This is a genomic window from uncultured Nostoc sp., assembly GCF_964245575.1.
GTDB lineage: Bacteria > Cyanobacteriota > Cyanobacteriia > Cyanobacteriales > Nostocaceae > Nostoc.
Genome location: NZ_CAXTNP010000044.1, coordinates 14,766 through 34,427 on the forward strand (window position 1 = coordinate 14,766; position 19,662 = coordinate 34,427).

The 19,662-nt window shown below is 43.0% G+C and carries 19 protein-coding genes and 3 pseudogenes; 14 read left to right on the forward strand and 8 right to left on the reverse strand.

The window, feature by feature from the left end; translation table 11 throughout:
* The first annotated feature begins 75 nt into the window (after positions 1-75).
* The 10 genes from ACFFAP_RS09845 to ACFFAP_RS09890 all read left to right on the forward strand — a co-directional run bounded on the left by ACFFAP_RS09845 (position 76) and on the right by ACFFAP_RS09890 (position 9,288).
* Positions 76-906 carry a hypothetical protein gene (locus ACFFAP_RS09845; RefSeq protein ID WP_375511046.1) on the forward strand — a complete coding sequence of 277 codons (831 nt, stop codon included), beginning with the start codon at positions 76-78 and terminating at the stop codon, positions 904-906.
* A 68-nt stretch (positions 907-974) separates the two neighbouring features.
* A complete protein-coding gene (locus ACFFAP_RS09850) occupies positions 975-1,184 on the forward strand; it encodes a hypothetical protein (RefSeq protein WP_375511047.1) in 210 nt (69 codons plus the stop codon).
* Between the two features lie 17 nt (positions 1,185-1,201).
* On the forward strand, positions 1,202-1,603 hold the full coding sequence (locus tag ACFFAP_RS09855) for a hypothetical protein (protein WP_375511048.1): 402 nt from the start codon (positions 1,202-1,204) through the stop codon (positions 1,601-1,603).
* Entirely contained in the window at positions 1,600-2,058 is a 459-nt protein-coding gene (locus tag ACFFAP_RS09860; protein WP_375511049.1) for a DUF1392 domain-containing protein, read from the forward strand. Before ACFFAP_RS09855 ends, ACFFAP_RS09860 begins: the two co-directional genes overlap by 4 nt.
* A gap of 148 nt (positions 2,059-2,206) precedes the next feature.
* Entirely contained in the window at positions 2,207-2,938 is a 732-nt protein-coding gene (locus ACFFAP_RS09865; protein WP_375511050.1) for a BRO family protein, read from the forward strand.
* A 45-nt stretch (positions 2,939-2,983) separates the two neighbouring features.
* Positions 2,984-3,583: an alpha-ketoglutarate-dependent dioxygenase AlkB gene (locus tag ACFFAP_RS09870; protein ID WP_375511051.1), complete on the forward strand. Its 600-nt coding sequence runs from the start codon at positions 2,984-2,986 to the stop codon at positions 3,581-3,583.
* Positions 3,584-3,696: 113 nt separating this feature from the next.
* A complete protein-coding gene (locus ACFFAP_RS09875; protein ID WP_375511052.1) occupies positions 3,697-6,918 on the forward strand; it encodes a plasmid replication protein, CyRepA1 family in 3,222 nt (1,073 codons plus the stop codon).
* A gap of 388 nt (positions 6,919-7,306) precedes the next feature.
* Positions 7,307-7,936, forward strand: coding sequence for a DUF4433 domain-containing protein (locus tag ACFFAP_RS09880; RefSeq protein WP_375511053.1), 630 nt, complete (start codon positions 7,307-7,309; stop codon positions 7,934-7,936).
* Positions 7,937-7,988: 52 nt separating this feature from the next.
* The gene (locus tag ACFFAP_RS09885) at positions 7,989-9,053 is read left to right on the forward strand and encodes a macro domain-containing protein (protein ID WP_375511054.1); all 1,065 of its coding nucleotides are present in this window, start codon (positions 7,989-7,991) and stop codon (positions 9,051-9,053) included.
* Entirely contained in the window at positions 9,028-9,288 is a 261-nt protein-coding gene (locus tag ACFFAP_RS09890) for a hypothetical protein (RefSeq protein WP_375511055.1), read from the forward strand. Before ACFFAP_RS09885 ends, ACFFAP_RS09890 begins: the two co-directional genes overlap by 26 nt.
* A 32-nt stretch (positions 9,289-9,320) precedes the next feature.
* On the opposite strand, the gene ACFFAP_RS09895 is transcribed toward ACFFAP_RS09890, so the two are convergent.
* Complete coding sequence (locus tag ACFFAP_RS09895; RefSeq protein ID WP_375511056.1) at positions 9,321-9,707, reverse strand: hypothetical protein; 387 nt, start codon at positions 9,705-9,707, stop codon at positions 9,321-9,323.
* 31 nt (positions 9,708-9,738) lie between these two features.
* Here ACFFAP_RS09895 and pyrC point away from each other — a divergent pair, with 31 nt between their 5' ends.
* The gene (gene pyrC / locus ACFFAP_RS09900) at positions 9,739-10,767 is read left to right on the forward strand and encodes a dihydroorotase (RefSeq protein WP_375511057.1); all 1,029 of its coding nucleotides are present in this window, start codon (positions 9,739-9,741) and stop codon (positions 10,765-10,767) included.
* A gap of 290 nt (positions 10,768-11,057) precedes the next feature.
* On the opposite strand, the gene ACFFAP_RS09905 is transcribed toward pyrC, so the two are convergent.
* The 7 genes and pseudogenes from ACFFAP_RS09905 to ACFFAP_RS09935 form a co-directional block, all read right to left on the reverse strand.
* A complete protein-coding gene (locus tag ACFFAP_RS09905; protein ID WP_375511058.1) occupies positions 11,058-11,582 on the reverse strand; it encodes a hypothetical protein in 525 nt (174 codons plus the stop codon).
* Positions 11,560-11,706: a hypothetical protein gene (locus ACFFAP_RS09910; protein ID WP_375511059.1), complete on the reverse strand. Its 147-nt coding sequence runs from the start codon at positions 11,704-11,706 to the stop codon at positions 11,560-11,562. Before ACFFAP_RS09910 ends, ACFFAP_RS09905 begins: the two co-directional genes overlap by 23 nt.
* Before the next feature lie 230 nt (positions 11,707-11,936).
* Positions 11,937-12,185 (reverse strand): hypothetical protein, encoded by a 249-nt coding sequence (locus ACFFAP_RS09915; protein ID WP_375511060.1) that lies wholly within the window; start codon positions 12,183-12,185, stop codon positions 11,937-11,939.
* A gap of 85 nt (positions 12,186-12,270) precedes the next feature.
* Positions 12,271-13,221 carry an RpoD/SigA family RNA polymerase sigma factor gene (locus tag ACFFAP_RS09920; protein ID WP_375511061.1) on the reverse strand — a complete coding sequence of 317 codons (951 nt, stop codon included), beginning with the start codon at positions 13,219-13,221 and terminating at the stop codon, positions 12,271-12,273.
* An 89-nt stretch (positions 13,222-13,310) separates the two neighbouring features.
* Positions 13,311-15,559: pseudogene (locus ACFFAP_RS09925) on the reverse strand (ATP-dependent RecD-like DNA helicase).
* 208 nt (positions 15,560-15,767) lie between these two features.
* Positions 15,768-16,721 (reverse strand): ParB/RepB/Spo0J family partition protein, encoded by a 954-nt coding sequence (locus ACFFAP_RS09930; RefSeq protein ID WP_375511062.1) that lies wholly within the window; start codon positions 16,719-16,721, stop codon positions 15,768-15,770.
* Position 16,722: 1 nt separating this feature from the next.
* The gene (locus ACFFAP_RS09935) at positions 16,723-17,475 is read right to left on the reverse strand and encodes a ParA family protein (RefSeq protein ID WP_292836216.1); all 753 of its coding nucleotides are present in this window, start codon (positions 17,473-17,475) and stop codon (positions 16,723-16,725) included.
* Between the two features lie 258 nt (positions 17,476-17,733).
* Here ACFFAP_RS09935 and ACFFAP_RS09940 point away from each other — a divergent pair, with 258 nt between their 5' ends.
* The 3 genes and pseudogenes from ACFFAP_RS09940 to ACFFAP_RS09950 form a co-directional block, all read left to right on the forward strand.
* The gene (locus ACFFAP_RS09940; RefSeq protein WP_375511063.1) at positions 17,734-18,327 is read left to right on the forward strand and encodes a hypothetical protein; all 594 of its coding nucleotides are present in this window, start codon (positions 17,734-17,736) and stop codon (positions 18,325-18,327) included.
* Between the two features lie 57 nt (positions 18,328-18,384).
* A pseudogene (locus ACFFAP_RS09945) lies at positions 18,385-18,891 on the forward strand (hypothetical protein).
* A 415-nt stretch (positions 18,892-19,306) separates the two neighbouring features.
* Positions 19,307-19,662 (forward strand): annotated as a pseudogene (locus tag ACFFAP_RS09950) (hypothetical protein); the annotation flags it as partial.

Below are 19,662 nucleotides of genomic sequence, written 5' to 3' on the forward strand. Positions count from 1 at the left end.
TTAGGTGAACGCACGGAAGTTTTTCTCCCGCTACAGAATTCCCATTATTGCACACGAAACACTAATCAATGAAACATGGTTACTGAAATCAAACTAGGTTTATGCAACCCTCCTGAACCGATTTATCTCTACGTCAAAAACGCCGAGTTAAGTGGTGAATCCTATCTTTGGTATCACTACAACATCGATAAGGATAAAACGATTCCTGTTTTAGAAAAAGGGCTAACTGGTTACATATCAGAACTGAGATTAACAACGAAAGAGTTTAAAGGCAAGGACAACATTAAGTTAGACATCGTTGTGAGAGCAGATGAGGTTTATATTGTCAGAACTGGCATAGAAACTAACTTCGCCAAAAGCTTTCTTTTAGCTGCCTCATTAATTCAAGATTTTGAGAAACCCCTAATTATTGCTGTGACTGCTGGGGAAGAGAACGTAGTATTTTGTCGGCTTTATGATGCAGTAACGCGTGTACGTATTCGTAGAGAGTGGGATAAAGATGCAGACTGGGCAACAATCATTCATGATATTCAAACCTGTTTAGGTGGTACTTCATCAAATATTCCATCCACGCCAAAACTCAGTGTAGTCCCTCAACCAGTACCGACTCAAGATTTGCGAATTAAAAATATTCGCACGTTGCTTGATTATCCACTTGATTTGGTTAAAGAGTGGTTGCAATTTCAAGACGTTGACCGCCCAAGTTTACTTGATATTAGCCAGATTAATGAACTAATCAAAACCATGTGTTTAGCTTGGGCTTCAGACAAATGCGAATATCCCAGTCACGCTGAATCTTCGTACCAAAAACAAGTTGTTGATGCCGTTGCTAATGGTGCTGATGAATTAGCTGCAATCAGCGCATGGATGCAACAGTTGCAAACGGTAAAGACTGGGGCAGTGTAAATCAAAAGTCAGGATTCAGAAGAAATTTTATTTTTGAATCCTGAATTAATCAGATAGGAATAAAAACCATGAAAGTCATTGTCACAGTCGTCGAAAAAATCATAAGTGAAGCACACATCGATATCCCTGATGGGCTGAATCAATCCGCAATCAGACAGTACATCGTAGACCGCTACAACAGTGGGGAAATCCAGACTGAGATGAACATTTTTCAAGTAGATTTTCAATCTATCAGCGCTCGAATTGTCCAAGAACAGTCTGATGCTAAATCTGCATAGATATGGGAGGTAATCAAATGCATACAAAATGGACTGATGAAGAAGTAGCAATTGTTGAAGAGATGGCATGTCTCAACACTGTTAAACAGATAGCACATCGCCTCCAAAAAAGAGGATACACACGCTCAACATCAGCTATTCAAAACAAACTGCGCTTTTTAGGATACTCCGCACGTCCAATTCTTGATAACTATAACTGCTGCGAAATTGCCAGAGTATTGCAACTCAATTCAGCTACTGTTTGGAGTTGGGTAAAGAAGGGCTGGATACGCACAACAACCCGACGTTCTGGCAGATATCACCAAATCAGAAGCAAAGATTTAAAACGATTTCTTCAGAATCCACCTCAACGTATTAAAAACCGCATTGCTGCCATTGATAAAGACGCTATCGAATATTTAGTGGGGAGTTTAGGATGACAGAACAAATTGTTACTCTCCAAAAATGCTGGTATATCTCCCCTCCTTGGGGTCGAACAATTCCACCCGTTGAGGTCAATTTACTGGAGAGAGTGTACCTGAGAACCACAAGAACATTCGGTTACTGCTGCGGTATTCAGTGGAAACATGAGTGCTGGTTTTATTCAGTTGATTGCGGTAAAGAAATCCTTCATGCAACACAGCATCAAATCATTGGGACTGGACAGTTAGAAACCATCAAAGTGCAAAAACCTGCTTTTGTTTTGGGCGAAAGAGTAATGCTCTGTTCTCACGATAGAGGAACAAAACAACGGCTGATTCTGGGGATTGCGCTGGTGCATAATTCTTGGTTTTACCTTGTTGAATTGATGTCACCAACGTTAATTAAGACACCAACTATATCGAATCGTTTCTCATTAGTTGGGGAGAAAAGTTTAGTGCGGGTCAATGTTTAATTCTTTCTAATCACACAACGAGAAATTATGTCGCAAATTGAAATTTCCGAAATCATCGGACAAATAAAACAAGAGATTCAGATCCACCCACAGTAAAAGGCAAATAGCGAAGCCGGTTCACATAACATATCAAAAACTCAGAGGAAGTATGGATGCAATTATAAAGCGTGAAAATCAGCCCAGCCCATTTGACCAAATCAAGCAGGTTGATACAGATGGCAATGAATATTGGTTAGCTCGTGAATTGATGCCCATACTGGGATATCAGCAATGGCGACAATTTGAAGATGCCATCTCTAGAGCGATCGCAGCTTGTTCAAACATAGAGCAAGAGAGCGAAAAACACTTTTTGTGTCTGACCGCAAAAAGTACCGGAGGTAGACCTAGAGACGATTTCAAACTCAGTCGCTATGGTTGCTATTTAACCGCGATGAATGGTGATCCACGAAAACCAGAGATAGCAGCAGCGCAAAGTTATTTTGTTGTGAAAACGCTAGCTTGCGAAACCCAAACCCAGTTAAAAGCCATGACTCAAGTACAGTTACTTGCAGCTTTAGCACAACAATTGGCAGAGCAAGAACAACATTTACTTCAACAACAACAGCAACAGACCGAAATTTTGCACCGACTAAAAGCCGTTGAAGTTGAGCAAGACAGAGTAAACACCCCATGCGGCCATAAATATAGTGTTGTTGGATTCGCCAATCTTCAAGGTTTAGAAATATCGGTGAAAGAAGCCGGTACTAAAGGTAGAAAGGCAAGTGCATTGTGTCGGAAACAAGGCATAGAAATAGAACGCATTCATGACCCACGTTTTGGAAAAGTTGGTTTATATCCAGAAAGTGTGTTGATTGAGGTTTTCTCTACTGGTCAAAACTAACAGCAATTGTCTTCAGAATACTTTCAATAGTAAGAGAAAATTACCATGCAACAACTCAATTTATTTGCTGAATCAGTCCCAGTTTTACCAGTCACTTACTACCCCAATTTCTTAACTCTTGAACAAGCAAATGAACTCTACCAACACTGCTTGAAACTGGAGTGGCAACAGAATCAAATCAGGATCGCGGGTAAAACAATGCCTGTCCCGCGCCTTGAGTGCATCTATGGTGATGCCGGATGCGATTACCTCTACTCGAATAGCGTGTTTTTGAAACCACTATGGTGGACAGAAGCTCTGTCTAGCTTGCGCGATCGCATAACTGCTTTGACTGGTTACAAATTCCGTATTGTCATCGGCAATCAATACCGCAGTGGACAAGACAGCATCGGCTGGCATTCCGACAATGAACCATCGATGGGATTCAACCCTGTGATCGCTTCTCTGAGCCTGGGTTCATGTCGCAAATTCCAAATCAAACCGAGAAATGGCAGACCAACCGACTTCTGGCTGGAACACGGGAGCTTGCTTGTGATGCACCCTGGCTGTCAATCAACACATCTACATCAAGTCCCCAAAACAAACAAAGTAGTTAGCACGCGAATTAATCTCACGTTTCGACCGCATACCGGAGGTGAGAGATAACACTCTAGCTGGCTTAGTGACTACTTCATAGCATAAGCATCGCAAAAAGTTTGAACTGGCGGCACACACTCAAGTGCCGCACCCTGCACCATGCGTCAAAAAACAGAGGGAATATGCGTATAATCGAATCCGATTCTCAAGCTAAACATTTACAAGAATGGCGAGGCAGCGGAGTTGACGAAGAAATCTTTCACTTGAATGTGCGTTCGCTCCACGGGACTTTACCCTACGAATACTTGCTCTACAGTCCCAAAATCTCCCGCCGCAACGATGGACGATTACGCGATCGTGATTTGAAAAAGTACCAACACATTGAACTCGGCGGCTGGTGGTGCAATGGCATTGACCCCCTCAACAACTACGTGCTGATGATGTGGGGCTGTTTCAAACCTGACCACCCCCGAAGAGATCGCCAGAAGATCCACAAATTCATCAAGTACGAGCATCCTTACAGAGAAGAGACACGCGCCTTCTTCCTCTTAGTACCGAATCGCATCTGGGTGAAAGTCTCCCTACGTAGCGGCATCCCCATCACCGAAGAAGACCTACAGCATCCTGGCGGTTTCTGGCACTGGGTTTGGCGGCATAATGTGCCAGTGACAATTGTCGAAGGTGTCAAGAAAGCGGGGGCATTATTAACAGCTGGTTATGCTGCTCTAGCTATCCCCGGTGTCAACGCTGGATACCGCACACCTACTGATGAGTACGGTACTGCTATTGGTAAACCAAATCTTATCCCTGACTTGAAACATTTTGCCACAAACGGCAGACAAGTTAATATTTGCTTTGACCAAGATAACAAGCCCGAAACTGCACAGCGAGTCAGAACCGCCATTAGTCGCATGGGTCGGTTGCTTGTTGCGGATGGCTGTTCGCTGCGAGTCATTGATTTACCCTTTGGACAAGAGAAAGGCGTTGATGATTTTATCTATGCCTTGGGACAGGAAGCTTTTGATGCGCTCTACAATACTGCCGTTGCTTTGGAATTGTGGGAAATTAAACTGTTTACCCTGCTGACTTACCCGCCAGCAATCGCACTTAATCAAAGATTCTTGGGCCATCTGCTTGTTCCATCAGGCGAAAAGCTGATTATCCTCAAGGCCCCCAAAGGCACTGGTAAAACCGAATGGCTGGCAACTGAGGTAGCGAAAGCACACGACCAAGATAGACGGGTATTAATTATCACTCATCGTATCCAGCTAGGTGAGGCATTGTGTAATCGGTTTGGTGTTAACTATGTTACCGAAGTCCGCACTTCGGGAACAGGCACATTGTTAGGATATGGGGTGTGCGTTGATTCACTGCATCATGAGAGCCAAGCCCGTTTCAATCCCAATGACTGGTCAAATGATGTCATTATTATTGACGAGTGCGACCAAGTATTCTGGCATTTGCTCAACTCTGGTACTGAAGTGCAAAAGCGTCGGGTATCTGTTCTCAAAAACCTCAAGCAGTTAGTGCAGAATGTTCTAGGGAGTAGTCAGGGAAAGATTTACTTGTCTAGTGCCGATGTTTCCGATACTGATGTGAAGTATGTTTTATCACTCGCTGGTGAATATCGAGTTAATCCGTTCGTAATTGTCAACAATTATCGGCACGTATCTGGCAATTGTTACAACTACTCTGGCAGTAACCCGAAGAATCTCATCGCGGCACTGGACAAAGCGATAGCTAAAAGTGGGCATCATTTATTATGCTGCTCTGCTCAAAAGGCTAAGTCAAAATGGGGGACGCAAGCATTGGAAGAACGGTTCCGTCGCAAATTCCCTCACCTGCGAATCCTGAGAATTGACAGTGAATCTGTTGCTGATCCCTCTCATCCGGCTTTTGGTTGTATCGCTCATCTGAACGAAATTCTTACCCAGTACGATTTAGTTATCGCCTCTCCAAGTTTAGAAACTGGCGTATCTATCGATATTCTAGGGCATTTCACTGCTGTTTGGGGAATTTTTCAGGGTGTGCAGCCGGTTAACTCCGTCCGGCAGATGTTGGCAAGGGTTAGGGAAACTGTTGACCGTCATATCTGGGTGAGAGAGTGGGGGATGTCGGTTGTAGGCAATGGTTCTACATCCATCGGAGGATTGCTTAGAAGTCAACACGTTGCGACACAGGCTAATATTGCGCTGCTGTCGGCGGCGGATAATGCGGATTTGAGCTATGTTGACCAGAACTTTCAGCCAGAGTCATTGCAGACTTGGGGCAAGCGTGGTTCCGTGATTAACGTTGAGATGCGGCGCTATCGGGAATCGGTACTTGCGGGTTTGATCGAGGATGGGTACACCGTTATCGATGCCTTGGATGCCGACGATGATGAGAGCGGGGCAGTAATCGAGTCGGTTAAAGCGGCATCTGTTGAATTGTATACTGCTGAATGTCAGGCGATCGCTAATTCTGATGAACTCTCCCCAAGCGAATTGAAGAAACTGCAAGACAAACGGGCGAAAACGAAAACCGAACGACATCAGCAGCGCAAAGCGGAATTATCCCGTCGCTATGAAATTGAGGTTACGCCTGATTTGGTTGAGAAGGATGACGACGGCTGGTATCCTCAACTGAAAATGCACTACTATTTGACGCTGGGGCGGGAATTTCTGACAACTCGTGATGCAAAACGGGCTAAGGCACAAGCCGAAGCCGGGAATAATGCTATCTGGAAGCCGGATTTTAACAAGGGGCAGCTATTGACTGCTGTCTTATTATTGGAGAGACTGAACTTGTTGCAGTTGCTTACGCCAGGCGTTCGGTTACGCTCTTCTGACGAGGCAATGCAGGAGTTGAAGAAGGCGGCGATGAAGAATCGGTATCTCATCAAAACTTGTTTAAACGTCACCATTTCGGAAAAACTCACTCCCGTGGCGATCGCACAGAAATTACTTGCCAAGATTGATTTGAAACTCGATTACGTCGGTCGGTTGGGTAAGCGTGAAAATCGGGAGTGCGTCTATCGGTTTGTTGCCCCTGATGATCAGCGTAATTCAATTTTTGGGCAGTGGTTAAATCGAGATGAAGCGTTTCAAAATGAGTTGGTGTCAGTCAGCAATAATATAAGTACAACTACACCAGTCATTGACACCACTCCCCAGGATATTCCTCAAACACTCACGCCCGTGGAAAGTCCTGTTACCCAAGGATGGAAGGGGCTAAACCTGAAAATGCGCCTTGGACTCGACAGCGCTGGTCAGTTCTACCAACAACTAGTCTCCACAATCGGCAAAGCTATCGGTGTTGCTGATGGGGAGCCTTACTGGAATGGGTATTTGGGGCAGTGGCAGGTTTGGGTTAAATTTGCAGACGAGTGTAGGTCTGTGGTGTGCGATTGGTTGGTGGCGGTGTAGAGCAATCACTACAGGACACTTGATGTGTAGATTTTAGTGCAGGTATTGATTAATATAAGCGTATTAGCTAACAATCCAGTTAATACATAGTTAGGTTTACTCAAAGTATGTTCACGAAATTTGCGCTGCGGGTACTTTCGCTTACCGTAATGTTTTTTGGATGCTTTGTAATATTTGAGTATCCAGTGTAGGGTAATCGATGATAAGAATTATCCATTTGAAATTGTTTGTATTAGAGACTGAGATAACTGTGTTAATTGGGAATTCTTTTACTCCAATGACAAGAACAATAATTCATGTAGGATTTACTGACTAGTAAAGTGCCAAACAAAAATTTTAACCAGTTTGATTTTAAAGATTATTTAAAACAATCATTAAAAATAAATTCATGCCTACGTCTATTTATCACATTACCCATATTGATAATTTACCCTCCATTCTCAAATCAGGAGGATTGATAGCAAACAGTAGGCTTAGACAGAGACAAACAAATTATCTCGATATTGCTCATGAAAATATTCAAGATAGACGAGCTAGAACTGAAGTTCCCTGTGGAGCAGGTGGATATTTACATGATTACGTACCTTTTTATTTTGCTCCACGCTCTCCCATGCTTTATGCCATTCATAAGCAAAATGTGGATGGATACAGTGGAGGACAAAAGCCAATCATTCATTTGGTTTCTCAAATAGAAGCAATAGAAAACTCAGAAATAGCTTTCGCATTTACAGATGGACATGGCATTATGGTTTATACTGATTTTTATGATGATCTTTATGCTTTAAGTCATGTAATCGATTGGGAGTTAATGGAGTCAAAATACTGGTTTGATACTCCAGATGATCCTAACCGTAAATGTAAGCGACAAGCTGAGTTTTTAGTACATGAATTTTGCCATTGGAACCTAATTAAAGAAATTGGTGTAATCAACTTGACAATCCAAACAAAAGTTAGAGAAATATTACAGAAATTTAATATTCAGACCCCAATTAACGTTTACTCTAATTGGTACTACTAATTTTATTTCCTTAAATTGTAAAATTATATTACTGTTAAGACAGTTAAGAGAGATGATTGAAATTAAGCAAGGCAACCTATTAGAAGAAAACGCCGAAGCCCTAGTTAATACCGTTAATTGTGTCGGTATAATGGGCAAAGGTATCGCCTTGCAATTTAAGCAAGCCTATCCTGAAAACTTTCGCCAATACGAAAAAGCCTGTCGTGCCAAGGAAGTACAACCAGGACAAATGTTTACTGTAGCCACAGGAAGTCTATTTAATCCCCGGTATATCATTAATTTCCCTACCAAGCGACACTGGAAAGGAAAATCAAAAATAGAAGACATCAAAAGTGGACTGCTGGCTTTAGTCACTCAAGTAAAGCAACTAAGCATCACCTCAATTGCCATTCCTCCATTAGGATGCGGTAACGGTGGTTTAGATTGGACACAAGTGAAACCCTTGATAGAATCAGCCTTTGCCCAACTCCCAGAAGTGCAGGTAATTATTTTTGAACCGACAGGCGCACCAACTGCTGAAAAAATGCCTGTTGCGACTAAAATACCCAACATGACCCGTGGACGTGCCATCATCATCCACCTCTTAGAACTGTACGGTATTCCGGGTTATGAATTGACCAAGCTAGAAATTCAAAAACTAGGCTATCTCTTGCAAGAAGCGGGGGAAACCTTGAAGCTGAATTATGTAAAAGATAGATATGGCCCCTACGCTCATAACCTGAATCATGTTTTAAAACATATCGAAGGACACTACATTCGGGGCTACGGTGATGGGACTAGCAAAGCTGACAGTGCTGAAATTTATGTATTACCAGCAGCAAGAGTTGCAGCACAAGTATTTTTAGCTACTACACCAGATGCCCAGGCGCGGTTAGAGCAAGTTAGCAAGCTCATATATGGTTTTGAAACACCCTATGGTATGGAATTGCTGGCTACAGTCCATTGGGTTGCAACCAAGGAAGCTAGCCCTGCCCAAGATAGCGAACAGGCTATATCCTTAGTGCATGAGTGGAATGAGAGAAAACGTACTCTTTTTAAGCCTCAACACATTCGCAAGGCTTGGCAACGTTTGGAGCAGCAAAATTGGTTAAATGTTAAAGTTTCTGATTCGCATTAACCGCGAGACAGGAAAACGTGGGGCCCAAAAGGATTGGGCATTAGATGCTAGCTGTCAGATTGAAGCGCAGCGCAATTGGTCGATAGACTGTAAACCCTGTAACCTCACAGCGTACAGCCAATCTAGGGCAAGAGTGGTGAGCGTCGAGGCGCGATGCTGGAGTTTGAGATGTGGAGATGACAAATTTGCTCAACTGGTGACAGATGCGCCGCATTGGACTGAATGGATGGCTTGATTTACACCCAAGCTTGGTATTAGACCAATAAACTATTGCTTGCGAAGTGTGTCTGCCACTTCAAGATGTTGAATGGCAGTTTCATAAGTAGCAAGTGCTTGTTGATAAGTTGCGAATGCTTCTGTATACTGCTTGTTGGTTAAGTATAGTTCGGCTAATCTTTCAATCATCATTCCGTGATAACTAATATCAATTGCATCACTGTGGTATCGAGAAAAGGCACTATCATAGGCGATCGCTTGCTTTAAAGCCTTAATAGCCTCTGTATACTGCTGTTGAGATAACTGTAGCTCGGACAGCTTTTCGAGAGTGAAACCCTTGCGCTTAACAGTTTTGAGGTCATTAGGAGCAAACTTGAGTACAGTATCATAGATAGCGATCACCCTATACCAGCTCTGGATGATCGCCCCTATTTTCATGAGGCCCTTGTTGCCGTTTTATAATGAAAGGATGCAAAAGCTTACCATCACCCGACCTGACGATTGGCATCTGCATCTCCGCGACGGTGCAGCACTGAAAGCGGTTCTGCCCTACACGGTGCGTCAGTTTGCCCGCGCGATCATCATGCCGAACTTGAAGCCCCCTATCCGCTCAGTGGTAGATGCGGCTTGCTATCGCGATCGCATCCTCGCCGCCATTCCAGAGGGACAACAGTTTGAGCCATTGATGACGCTCTACCTCACCGACAACACCAGCCCCTACGACATTCTCCGGGCGAAAGAATCCCAGTTTATCAAAGCGGTCAAGTATTACCCAGCCGGTGCAACGACCAACTCAGACTCCGGTGTGACGGATATTCGGAAGGGTGATCGCGTCTTTGAAGCGATGCAGCAGGTGGACATGCCGTTATTACTGCACGGGGAAGTGACCGATAACGATGTTGATACGTTCGATCGCGAGAAGGTGTTTATCGAGCGACATTTAATCCCCCTCAAGCAGCGATTTCCCAACCTGCGGGTGGTGCTTGAGCATATCACCACCTCCGATGCGGTGCAGTATGTCCTGTCTGCCAACACCATCGCGGCAACAATTACGCCACAACATTTGTTGTTTAACCGTAATGCCCTGTTCAAAGGTGGCCTTCGCCCCCATTTTTATTGCCTGCCCATTTTGAAACGGGAGGAGCATCGTCAGGCTTTGTTGCAAGCGGCAATATCGGGGAATCCGAAGTTTTTTCTAGGTACCGATAGCGCTCCCCATACCCGCACCAGCAAAGAAAGTTCCTGTGGTTGCGCGGGATGCTTTTCGGCTCTGCACGCCCTTGAGTTGTATGCCGAAGCATTTGAAAGCGTGAAAGCCCTGGATAAACTGGAGGCGTTCGCTAGCTTCTATGGCCCAGATTTTTATCAACTGCCGCGTAATACCGAGCGAATTACCTTGTCCAAAACGACTTGGCGCGTTCCTGATGAAGTTCCATTTATGGAATCTGGGCTTGTACCTTTGGGGGCGGGGCAGGAAATGACATGGCAAATGGTATGACATTTGCATTGTGCATCAGCCGTTGTGGAATCCTGTCGGTTAAGTTAGGCCAACAATTAATTTGAATCCTGGCTCAAATTTGAGTCTGCGAATCTTCCATTTTGAGTGGCGATCGCCTTAGCAGAACTTTAAGATTTTAGCAGAATATAAATATAATCTAGTATTGATTGAAGAAACGTTTAAGTCTACAAATGAGAGATTGAGAAATAACCTTTTTATAAATAGCGGGACTTAGACAACAATTAAGCACAAACTGGCTTTATAAGCGGCAAATACGTCACGATGAAGGGTCAGCCAATCAAAAACTGCCCGGAAAATTCTCCTTGCATTGGTATAGTATTAGTTTGTGCCTGTGGGTCAGATTTTCTGTTTTTGCTCTTCTTAAAAGAACTAGTACGATTCGAGTTAAGCAATTTTAAATCTAGGGTAAAAGAACCGGGTTTACCAGGAACAAGCGACCATTTACCGCTTTCTCTGCCATAAGTTAATGTAGATTGAACTCTGCCCTTTACTAGTTTGAAAATATCTGGTTCTAAATCACCATAGAGTGATCGCACCACAAATTCTATGTGACATACAGTACCCCTATATTTTTGCAATACCTTTAGGATCGCTTCTGTGCGGTTGAGAGATTGATATTCCAACAACATTGGAATTTCTGACCACAAGAGGGATTTCTCTAAAGTTTCTTGTTGTGTCTCTATCTCTTTTGATGTTGGCGCTGGTAGCTCGTCGGGTTCACCAGATGTCGAGGATGATTCATTTATTTCTAAATTATTTGTTTGTGAGGCTTCAGCCTGACTCGGCTCTACCAACTTCACTAGCTTGCATGTATAACTTTTCGTACTTCTCCACAATCGGAGCATAGTAGTCTCGTAATGACAACAGGGGAGCAAGAAAGGTTTCAGGAGGAGGCTGTAATTGTGATTGACTATCCATAAACTTTTAATTTCACCAAAACCGCTATCCCTTGTACCATGACTACATTTTTTTGTTGATCCTGATGCAACTAGCTCGTCAAATCTGCTGCTAGCTAAATATGTACAACATCACGGGATCAATACATCGATAATAGCAATGAAATCGTTTTCATTGCTAAAAACACATCCAAGATACTTTTAGAATAACTACTTAGAAGGCATCTTGTTTGCTCTAAAAGTGTTCTCAGATTATTTTGCCAAATTGACATCACTCAAGTAATTCATAGCTCTGGGTTTTCTCTTCTGTATAGGGACTACTGATTTCTTGGGTGCTTGTGGCGGACGGCATTTCTCGCAATATAGAGGTCGAACTCCAAAGGTTTCTCGTTGTGTGGGTTGTTCGCATTGCTTACATACAAAGTTAAAAACGCGGGTGTGAATTTCCCGCTTGTGCGCTCTGACGGTGTACTCTCGGACATCAATTGTTTTACTGGGCATTGATTACTATGTAGCCTTACTTCTAAAATATAGTTTTTCATATCAGTTTTGTAAGATCCGTGCATCATCTGACTAAAACATCCTCTTAATCAATTAAGTACTCTTGCATGTCGCTTTTTCGATGGCGGAGAATACTTATAGCTTTGACCTGGATTTGACGAATCCGCTCTCGGCTGAGGTTTAGCTGTTGGCCAATCTGAGCGAGATTGAAATGCTGATCGTTCTCTAGCCCAAAGCTTAAAGTCAACACTTGACGCTGTATAGGTGTCAATGGTTCTAAGAATTTAACGACATCTTGCGATAGAAGTTCTTGGGTGAGCAGTTTTTCTGGTGAAGCGCCAAGGTCTGCTAAAATTTCGCCCAATTCTGTCTCTTTCTCATCTCCGACTTGTTTATTTAAAGAGATGGCTGTGCGAGAAGCGGTGAGATATTCTCGAAGTTTATGGGGGCTTATGTTTAATGCTGATGCAACTTCTTCAGCAGTAGCATGACGACCGAGTTTTTGAAAGCTTTCTCGCTGCACTTTTTTAATTTTATTAAGTATTTCAGTCAGGTGAACAGGTAATCTAATAGTGCGGGATTGTTCTGCAATTGCTCTGGTTATAGCTTGACTAATCCACCAGTAGGCGTAGGTTGATAGCTTATAGCCCCGGTTGGGATCAAACTTTTCTATACCTTTTTGTAAACCGATTGCTCCTTCTTGGATCAAATCTAAGAATTCCAAATTGCGGTTTTGATATTTTTTAGCAACAGATACTACCAGCCGCAGGTTTGCTGTCACCATTTTTTGTTTAGCTTTTTGACCAAGGTGTAGTGCTGCTCGGACTTGTGCTTCGGTTTGAGCAACAGCATTGGCTAATTCTGTCATTGTTGGTTCACGGTCTAGCTGTTGAGTGAGTTCATTTTTAGATTGCTCAATGGCAATCATTTCTTGTACCTGTCTACCATAAGCAATTTCTTCCTCTGGCTTTAATAAAGGATACTGACCAATTTCCTGCAAATAGATGCGAACCATATCTGAACTGAGGCTGGACATACAAACTCAACGTTTTTTTAAACCAAGGAATTTAAAAGTATAAATCAAATAGCTCAATAAAGTTTTCTATTTTGAAGAACCAAAACATCTCACCAATTCAGTCCTGCCTGAAGCAACCTCTGCTTCAGCCTTGTGTAGCGCTCTTGGTCGTCAGTAGAGCGCACGGCTAGAGATATCGCTTTTTTTGCGCCAACTACGATCGCTAACTTCTTGGCACGAGTTATACCAGTGTAAAACAGGTTCCGGGTCAACATCATATAGTGCTGCATATAGATCGGTAGAATCACCACCGGATACTCTGAACCCTGGCTTTTATGAATAGTCACGCACCACGCTAGCGCAATTTCATTGAGGTCAGCGTAATCGTAAACCACAGTCCGCTCACCATATTGCACTGCAACTTCCTGCTCGACAGTATCAATGGTGAGGATAATTCCTAAGTCACCGTTGAAGACTTCGCGGTTGTAGTCGTTGGTCAACTGGATAATGCGATCGCCCTCGCGTAACAAATTCCCACCTCTATTAATCTCCACCTTGTTGGGGCTGGGTGGGTTGATCAACTGCTGCAATACTGTGTTCAGGTTACGAGTCCCGATTACTCCCCGTGTCATCGGGCAAAGCACTTGGACATCAGTGGCAGGATTAAAGCCCAGGTGAGGGAGCAAGTCTGTAATCAACTCGCAGATTGCCTGTACACCATGTTCAGGCTGATGTCCGCCGCCGTGCCAAATACAGTCAGACACAGGATTGTCAGAAATCGGTTCAATCGTGGGATAAATTCCTCGATTAATCTGATGAGCAGCAGTGATAATTGCACAAGTTTTAGCTTGGCGGAATACCTGAGTTAACCGCACTACTGGCACACGACCAGAATTAATCAAATCAGCAAGTATTTGACCTGGGCCCACAGATGGTAGCTGGTCAATGTCACCCACCAACAATAGTAAAGCGCCAGCCAATACTGCTTTAACCAAGGAGTAAGCCAGAAATAAATCAAGCATCGAAGCAACACCCAACGATAATTGCCGTGTGGGGTAAAGGATTTTCGCTATCGCGCTTGAAACCCCTTGAGCGGGGGTCAAATTCTAACAAACGATGAATAGTCTTTGCTTCAAGTCCAGTCATTTCACCCAAACGTTGAGCAGCCCGTCCAGTTGGTGCAGCCAAAGCGATAGATTTACCCATTGCTTTCCATAGACTAACTATTGTATGGGTAGTGAAAGTTTTCCCAACGCCAGGGCCGCCAGTCAAAATCATGATTTTGGAATAGGCTGCTGTTTCTACAGCTTGGCGTTGCTGTTCTGAAAGCTGAATTTTACGGCTAGCAGTAAAGCGGTCAATCCAATCACGCACACGCTCAATGTCAGTACCAACAGGATTTTCCAAGCGTTGGCGTATCAGTTGAGCTAAATTCTGTTCCGTATGAAAGTAAGTTGGCTTGTAGCAAAGTAGCGTTTTTTCTTCATCCCACTCTCTAATCAGCTCGGCGGCTTGTGCCATATCTTTAATAATGAGCGCGACCGCTTCTTCTGTGGGCTGGTGAGATTCGGTAGTCAGCAGTTTGATTACTGACTCAATCAGTTCGCTTTGTGGCAGGTAACAATGACCATCTTCGGCGGCCTCACTTAGACAGTGGACAATCCCCGCACGATAACGAAATTCTGAGTCCGGTGCAATTCCTATATTTCTCGCAATCTTGTCAGCCGTTAGGAAACCAATACCGTAGATGTCGGCTGCCAACTGGTAAGGGTTATGGGTTACTGTAGCGATCGCTTCATCCTTATATTGCTTGTAAATCTTCACAGCATAAGTGGTAGAAACGCCATGAAGAAAGGAGAAACACCATTACTTCTTTGATCGCTTTCTGAGTTGACCAAGCGTTTTTGATTAAAGTAATCCGCTTTTTAGCGATGCCCTGAACTTCAATTAATCGCTCTATCTGGTTTTCAATAATATCGAGGGTTTCAAGCCCAAAGTGAGCTACGATGCGTTTGGCTGTTACTGGCCCAACACCTTTTATGAGTCCACTGCCTAAATATTTCTCAATTCCGGTGAGAGTGGCTGGTTTGGTTTCTTTGTAGTTGACTACTTGGAACTGGGGGCCAAATTGTGGATGGTCACGCCAAAAACCAGTTAGCTGTAGAGTTTGACCTGGCTGAATATTGGCAAAGCTGCCGACAATTGTTGTGAGTTCGGTGCTACGGGGGCGGGTCAGTCTTGCCACAGTGTAACCTGACTCAGCAGAGTAAAAAGTTAGACGTTCTACGACTCCGGTGATTGTTTCCTGTTGAGGAAAGGCGCTTACTTGTTGAGGGGAAAGATTAGGGGGAGTGGACATTGCTTATGATCAGATGCCGCACATCATTATAATACTCGAATTCAGTTGATTATAGTACACAAATACTATCTTCGAGATTACAGTAATAGTAGATGATGAGGTCGAAAATGCTGCTTCGCTTCACCAGACGATGCTTAAGAGCGCAAGCTATGCAAGCTACGCTTCAAAGGTTGGTAAGAGTGAAATATGTTGTAAAAAACCATAGATTTTACTCTAATAAAGCTTCAATTTGCCCTAACAACTTCTCTAAAACTTTTGCTTTATTAGGATCTTCCCAAATTTTAGCTTGCTTAACTCGCTGATAGGCTGACTTCATCCGATTAGTCAGGATATTCGGCTGAGAAGACTTAGGAGGTTGGACTGATTGAATGTAACTTTTGATATCTCTAACTGAAAGGTTTTCTTCAATAGTCTTCACTAGAAGTTGATGTCGCTGATCTTCGTCTTTTAATTGAGCGATTATACGGGCTTTGGTATATTCTAATTGTCCTTGGCGCAAAGTTTCTAAAACATCTTTAGGTAAATTTAGTAAAGGTAGGCGATGACTACGAAAACTGTCTGGAGTCACCCTACCTATTACTGAAAATATCTTTTCTACCATTTCCCATTGGTTACGAACAACGTTGTTCGTAGTTTCTGTTTTTTGCTTTTGAAGGTTAGCAATATGATTGAGTAAGGAAATAACTTCTCCTTGAGAGCATTCCAAACGGATAGATAGCAGTTGCAAAATAGCTTCAGTTTCCTCAACCGGATTTAAATCTTCCCGTTGCAAATTTTCGAGGAGGGCAACTTGGAAAGCATCTTGATCATTGAAATGGCGGATAATAACCGGAACTTGCTCCATTCCAAGAGTTTGAGCAGCACGGTAGCGACGTTCACCAGCGATCAATTCATAATTATCGGATTCTAAGGGTCGGACAAGCAGTGGCTGCAAAATACCATGTTCACGAATAGAAGCAATTAGGCTTGCCATTCCTTGAGTTGAAAAATAATGCCGAGGCTGATGAGCAGCTAGGTGAATTTGAGTTATTAATAAAGATTGTTCAATAGATTCGTTTTCCGAGAGTTGAGGATTATTGGTAACTCCTACTAAGTCAAGGAATTGTCTGGTTTTATTCGGAAATTCCATTTCATCTGCCATTGACAAGCGCCGCTTCGCCATATTACTCCTGTTCTGCCATTGACCTGGCAATTTCTTGATAAGGTTCAATCAATTTTCTTTCTGTGGTATACCGATGGATTGGTTGACGCGCCAAGTTAGACTCTGGAAACTGAACAGACTTAGGAACTGGTTCAAAAATTTTGACCCCAGGGAGTTTAGTTTTAAGAGTTTTGAGAGCATCTTGGGTCGTGAGTGTACGGTCTGCCATTGTAGGCAAGACTCCTAAAATTTGCAAATTGGGGTGAGTGTCTTCATCACGAAGACTTTCGATAGTTTCCAATAATTGTCGTAAGCCTTCCAAAGCAAAGAACTGACATTGAACGGGGATCAAGACTGCATCTGCTGCCATTAGTGCATTTAGAGTCAACATTCCTAAGCTAGGTGGACAATCAATGAGGATATGAGCAAATTCTTGCCGTAAAGGATTCAATTTCTTTCTCAGGATTCGGCTATTATCTGCCGAGGTCAAAATTTGCTTTTCTCCAGATGCTAGAGATATGTCAGCCGGAATCAGCTTGATTCCGTACTCGGTGTCAATAATAGTTTCAGATGCGCTCTGTTTACGATCTGTAAGTACTTCATAGGCAGTCATCTGCCCTGGCTGAATCTTGATTCCTAGACCTGTGGTTAAATTGCCTTGGGGATCAAAGTCAACTACAAGGCAGGAGGAACTTTCTGCCAGCAATCCACTTAATGCAATAGTAGAGGTTGTCTTGGCTACTCCTCCCTTTTGATTAGTAACTGCGATAATCATATTTTCTTAGTACTATGCGATTTTTGATGAAAAAACATATATATATTAGTTACAGAATGAACTGATTCTATGACAATTTAAGTAGACCGCAAAGATTTTCACAAGTTTTACACCAAAGTAATGAAAAACTAATGCTCCAAATTGCTTGTTACTTAAAAAGCTAACTATACTTTCGTTCTGGCGATGAGGAGCGATTTAGTGAAATAAATTGGCGGTTAAAATACACTCATTTCCCAAAGTTCAAGAAAGAAAATTCTAATGAAGTCTACCGAGCGATCGCCCAAGCTACCTAAAAAACAATCAAAATCCAACGACCAAAGCCCAAAGCTTGACCTTGTTGCTTATAAACCAGTAGAGAAACAGCAACCAACCTCTCAGCCTGACATGACTCCCAGTGATGATCTGCCGTCAGTTGAGCAGCCAGCCCAAGCAGAGGTGATACCTCTTATAAAGTCAAAGACAAACGCTGCTGAAAAACCGCAACATTTAGAGAAAAGTAAAGCCAAACGTACCTCTGTTGACAAGAGAAAATCCAAATTACCGCAACAGCCCAAGCAACAGGGTCAATTGACAAAGAGCGATGAAGAAGAAGAATTACCGCCAGAACCCTGTCAGCACATGCAATTCCTGGATTGCAACTCGGAGGTAGGGCGTGTGATATTCGAGTGCTATCATTGCCAGCAGGGGATAATCAGTGAGTACACCGGAGAACCCGTAATGGGCGAGTACAAAGGACGACCTTCAGTAATTTTCACAAAAGTAAAATGCCCCAACTGTGAGCAAACAGCGATTAGACTGCAAGCAAGGGAAGTACTTTCGACTACGGCGATTCCTTCACCTTGGCAGCAATGATGGTACACACCAAGATCAAGAGTGATTGGTAAGAGATATTAACGATTGATAATGCAAATGAGATTTTTACCCTCAATAATAACTGCACTAACGGCACTGACACTAACTAGTTGCAGCACTGCTACTACTGAGCAGTATGAAGCTACAGCACTCACCAGTTACACCTGGCTTGTTTTGTATGCTAATAACCTAACTAGTCAACCACAGCCACGCATTGAAACATGAACGAATACTTCAGTGGTGAATCGGAATGGATTGAAACCGCCAGGAGCAGTTGTTGGGCCAGATGACCAAGGGCTATGGTGGCCTACTTTACCGCCACGACCAGGTGTTAATGAAGTTGAACAACGTAAAAGACCTCAAGAAGAGGCAGGCAAACCTGAATTGGTGAAAGATGTAAAGTACAAACTGACCTATGGAGTGGGTAATACTCAGCAGACCCTACCTACTAATTATGAAGTTTATCGACAAGTAGTAAAAGCGTACCCCAAAAGAACTCCTTTGGAATTGACTTTGGGTGTGAATGATAATTCAGTTGAGAAAGCTGAACCTGTAAGCAAGTAATAACGCACTCGTTACATAGTCAGCAAGAAGTTAGAGATTAAGACTGAATTGCTTTTCAACAAAAGATTGACAGTAAAGTATAAATCAAAGAGTCAACAACGATCTAATTTAATTTCTACTACGTTGATAAAAAAGATTTCAAAAATGACTATTGGGGGCTATATGGGGGCTATATATACCCCAAGAATATCTCAGGACTTTGGGGAGATTTTGACCCCTATATAGGGTATATATAGGTGCTAAGTAGGGTATATTTGACTGGTTGATATTTTGTACCCCACTTAGCCCCCAAGGGGTTATGATAAACTCTTGAGTCTGGAGAAAAAGGGGTAGTTATTTTATTCTTCTCTCCCCTGTTCCCCCAAATTACCTGAACAGATAATTTTCACAAATTAAAGTGTATTACTTGGAGCCTATGTCAAACATTCACACCTTACAAAAAATTTTGACTGCGGGTTTCGATAACGGTTACGGAAGTCTCAAACTTTTAGTCGAAGGGTTTGAAGTAGTTCGTGTGCCCAGCTATATAACTAATGCCGAGATGGAAGATGTTCCAGGACGGGTAGTTTTTAACGGCACTGCTTACACAGTTGGAGAGTCAGCTTACCGTACAGGGAATTATTTTGACCGGAACACAGACAATAATGAAAATAAAGTCAATAATGCGTTGTTGACTTTATTGGGCGCATTGGCACATCTGCCACACCGTAAGGCAAGGCACTTAAAATTAGTCGTCAGTTTACATGATGTTGCTCTGGCTAATGAACTACA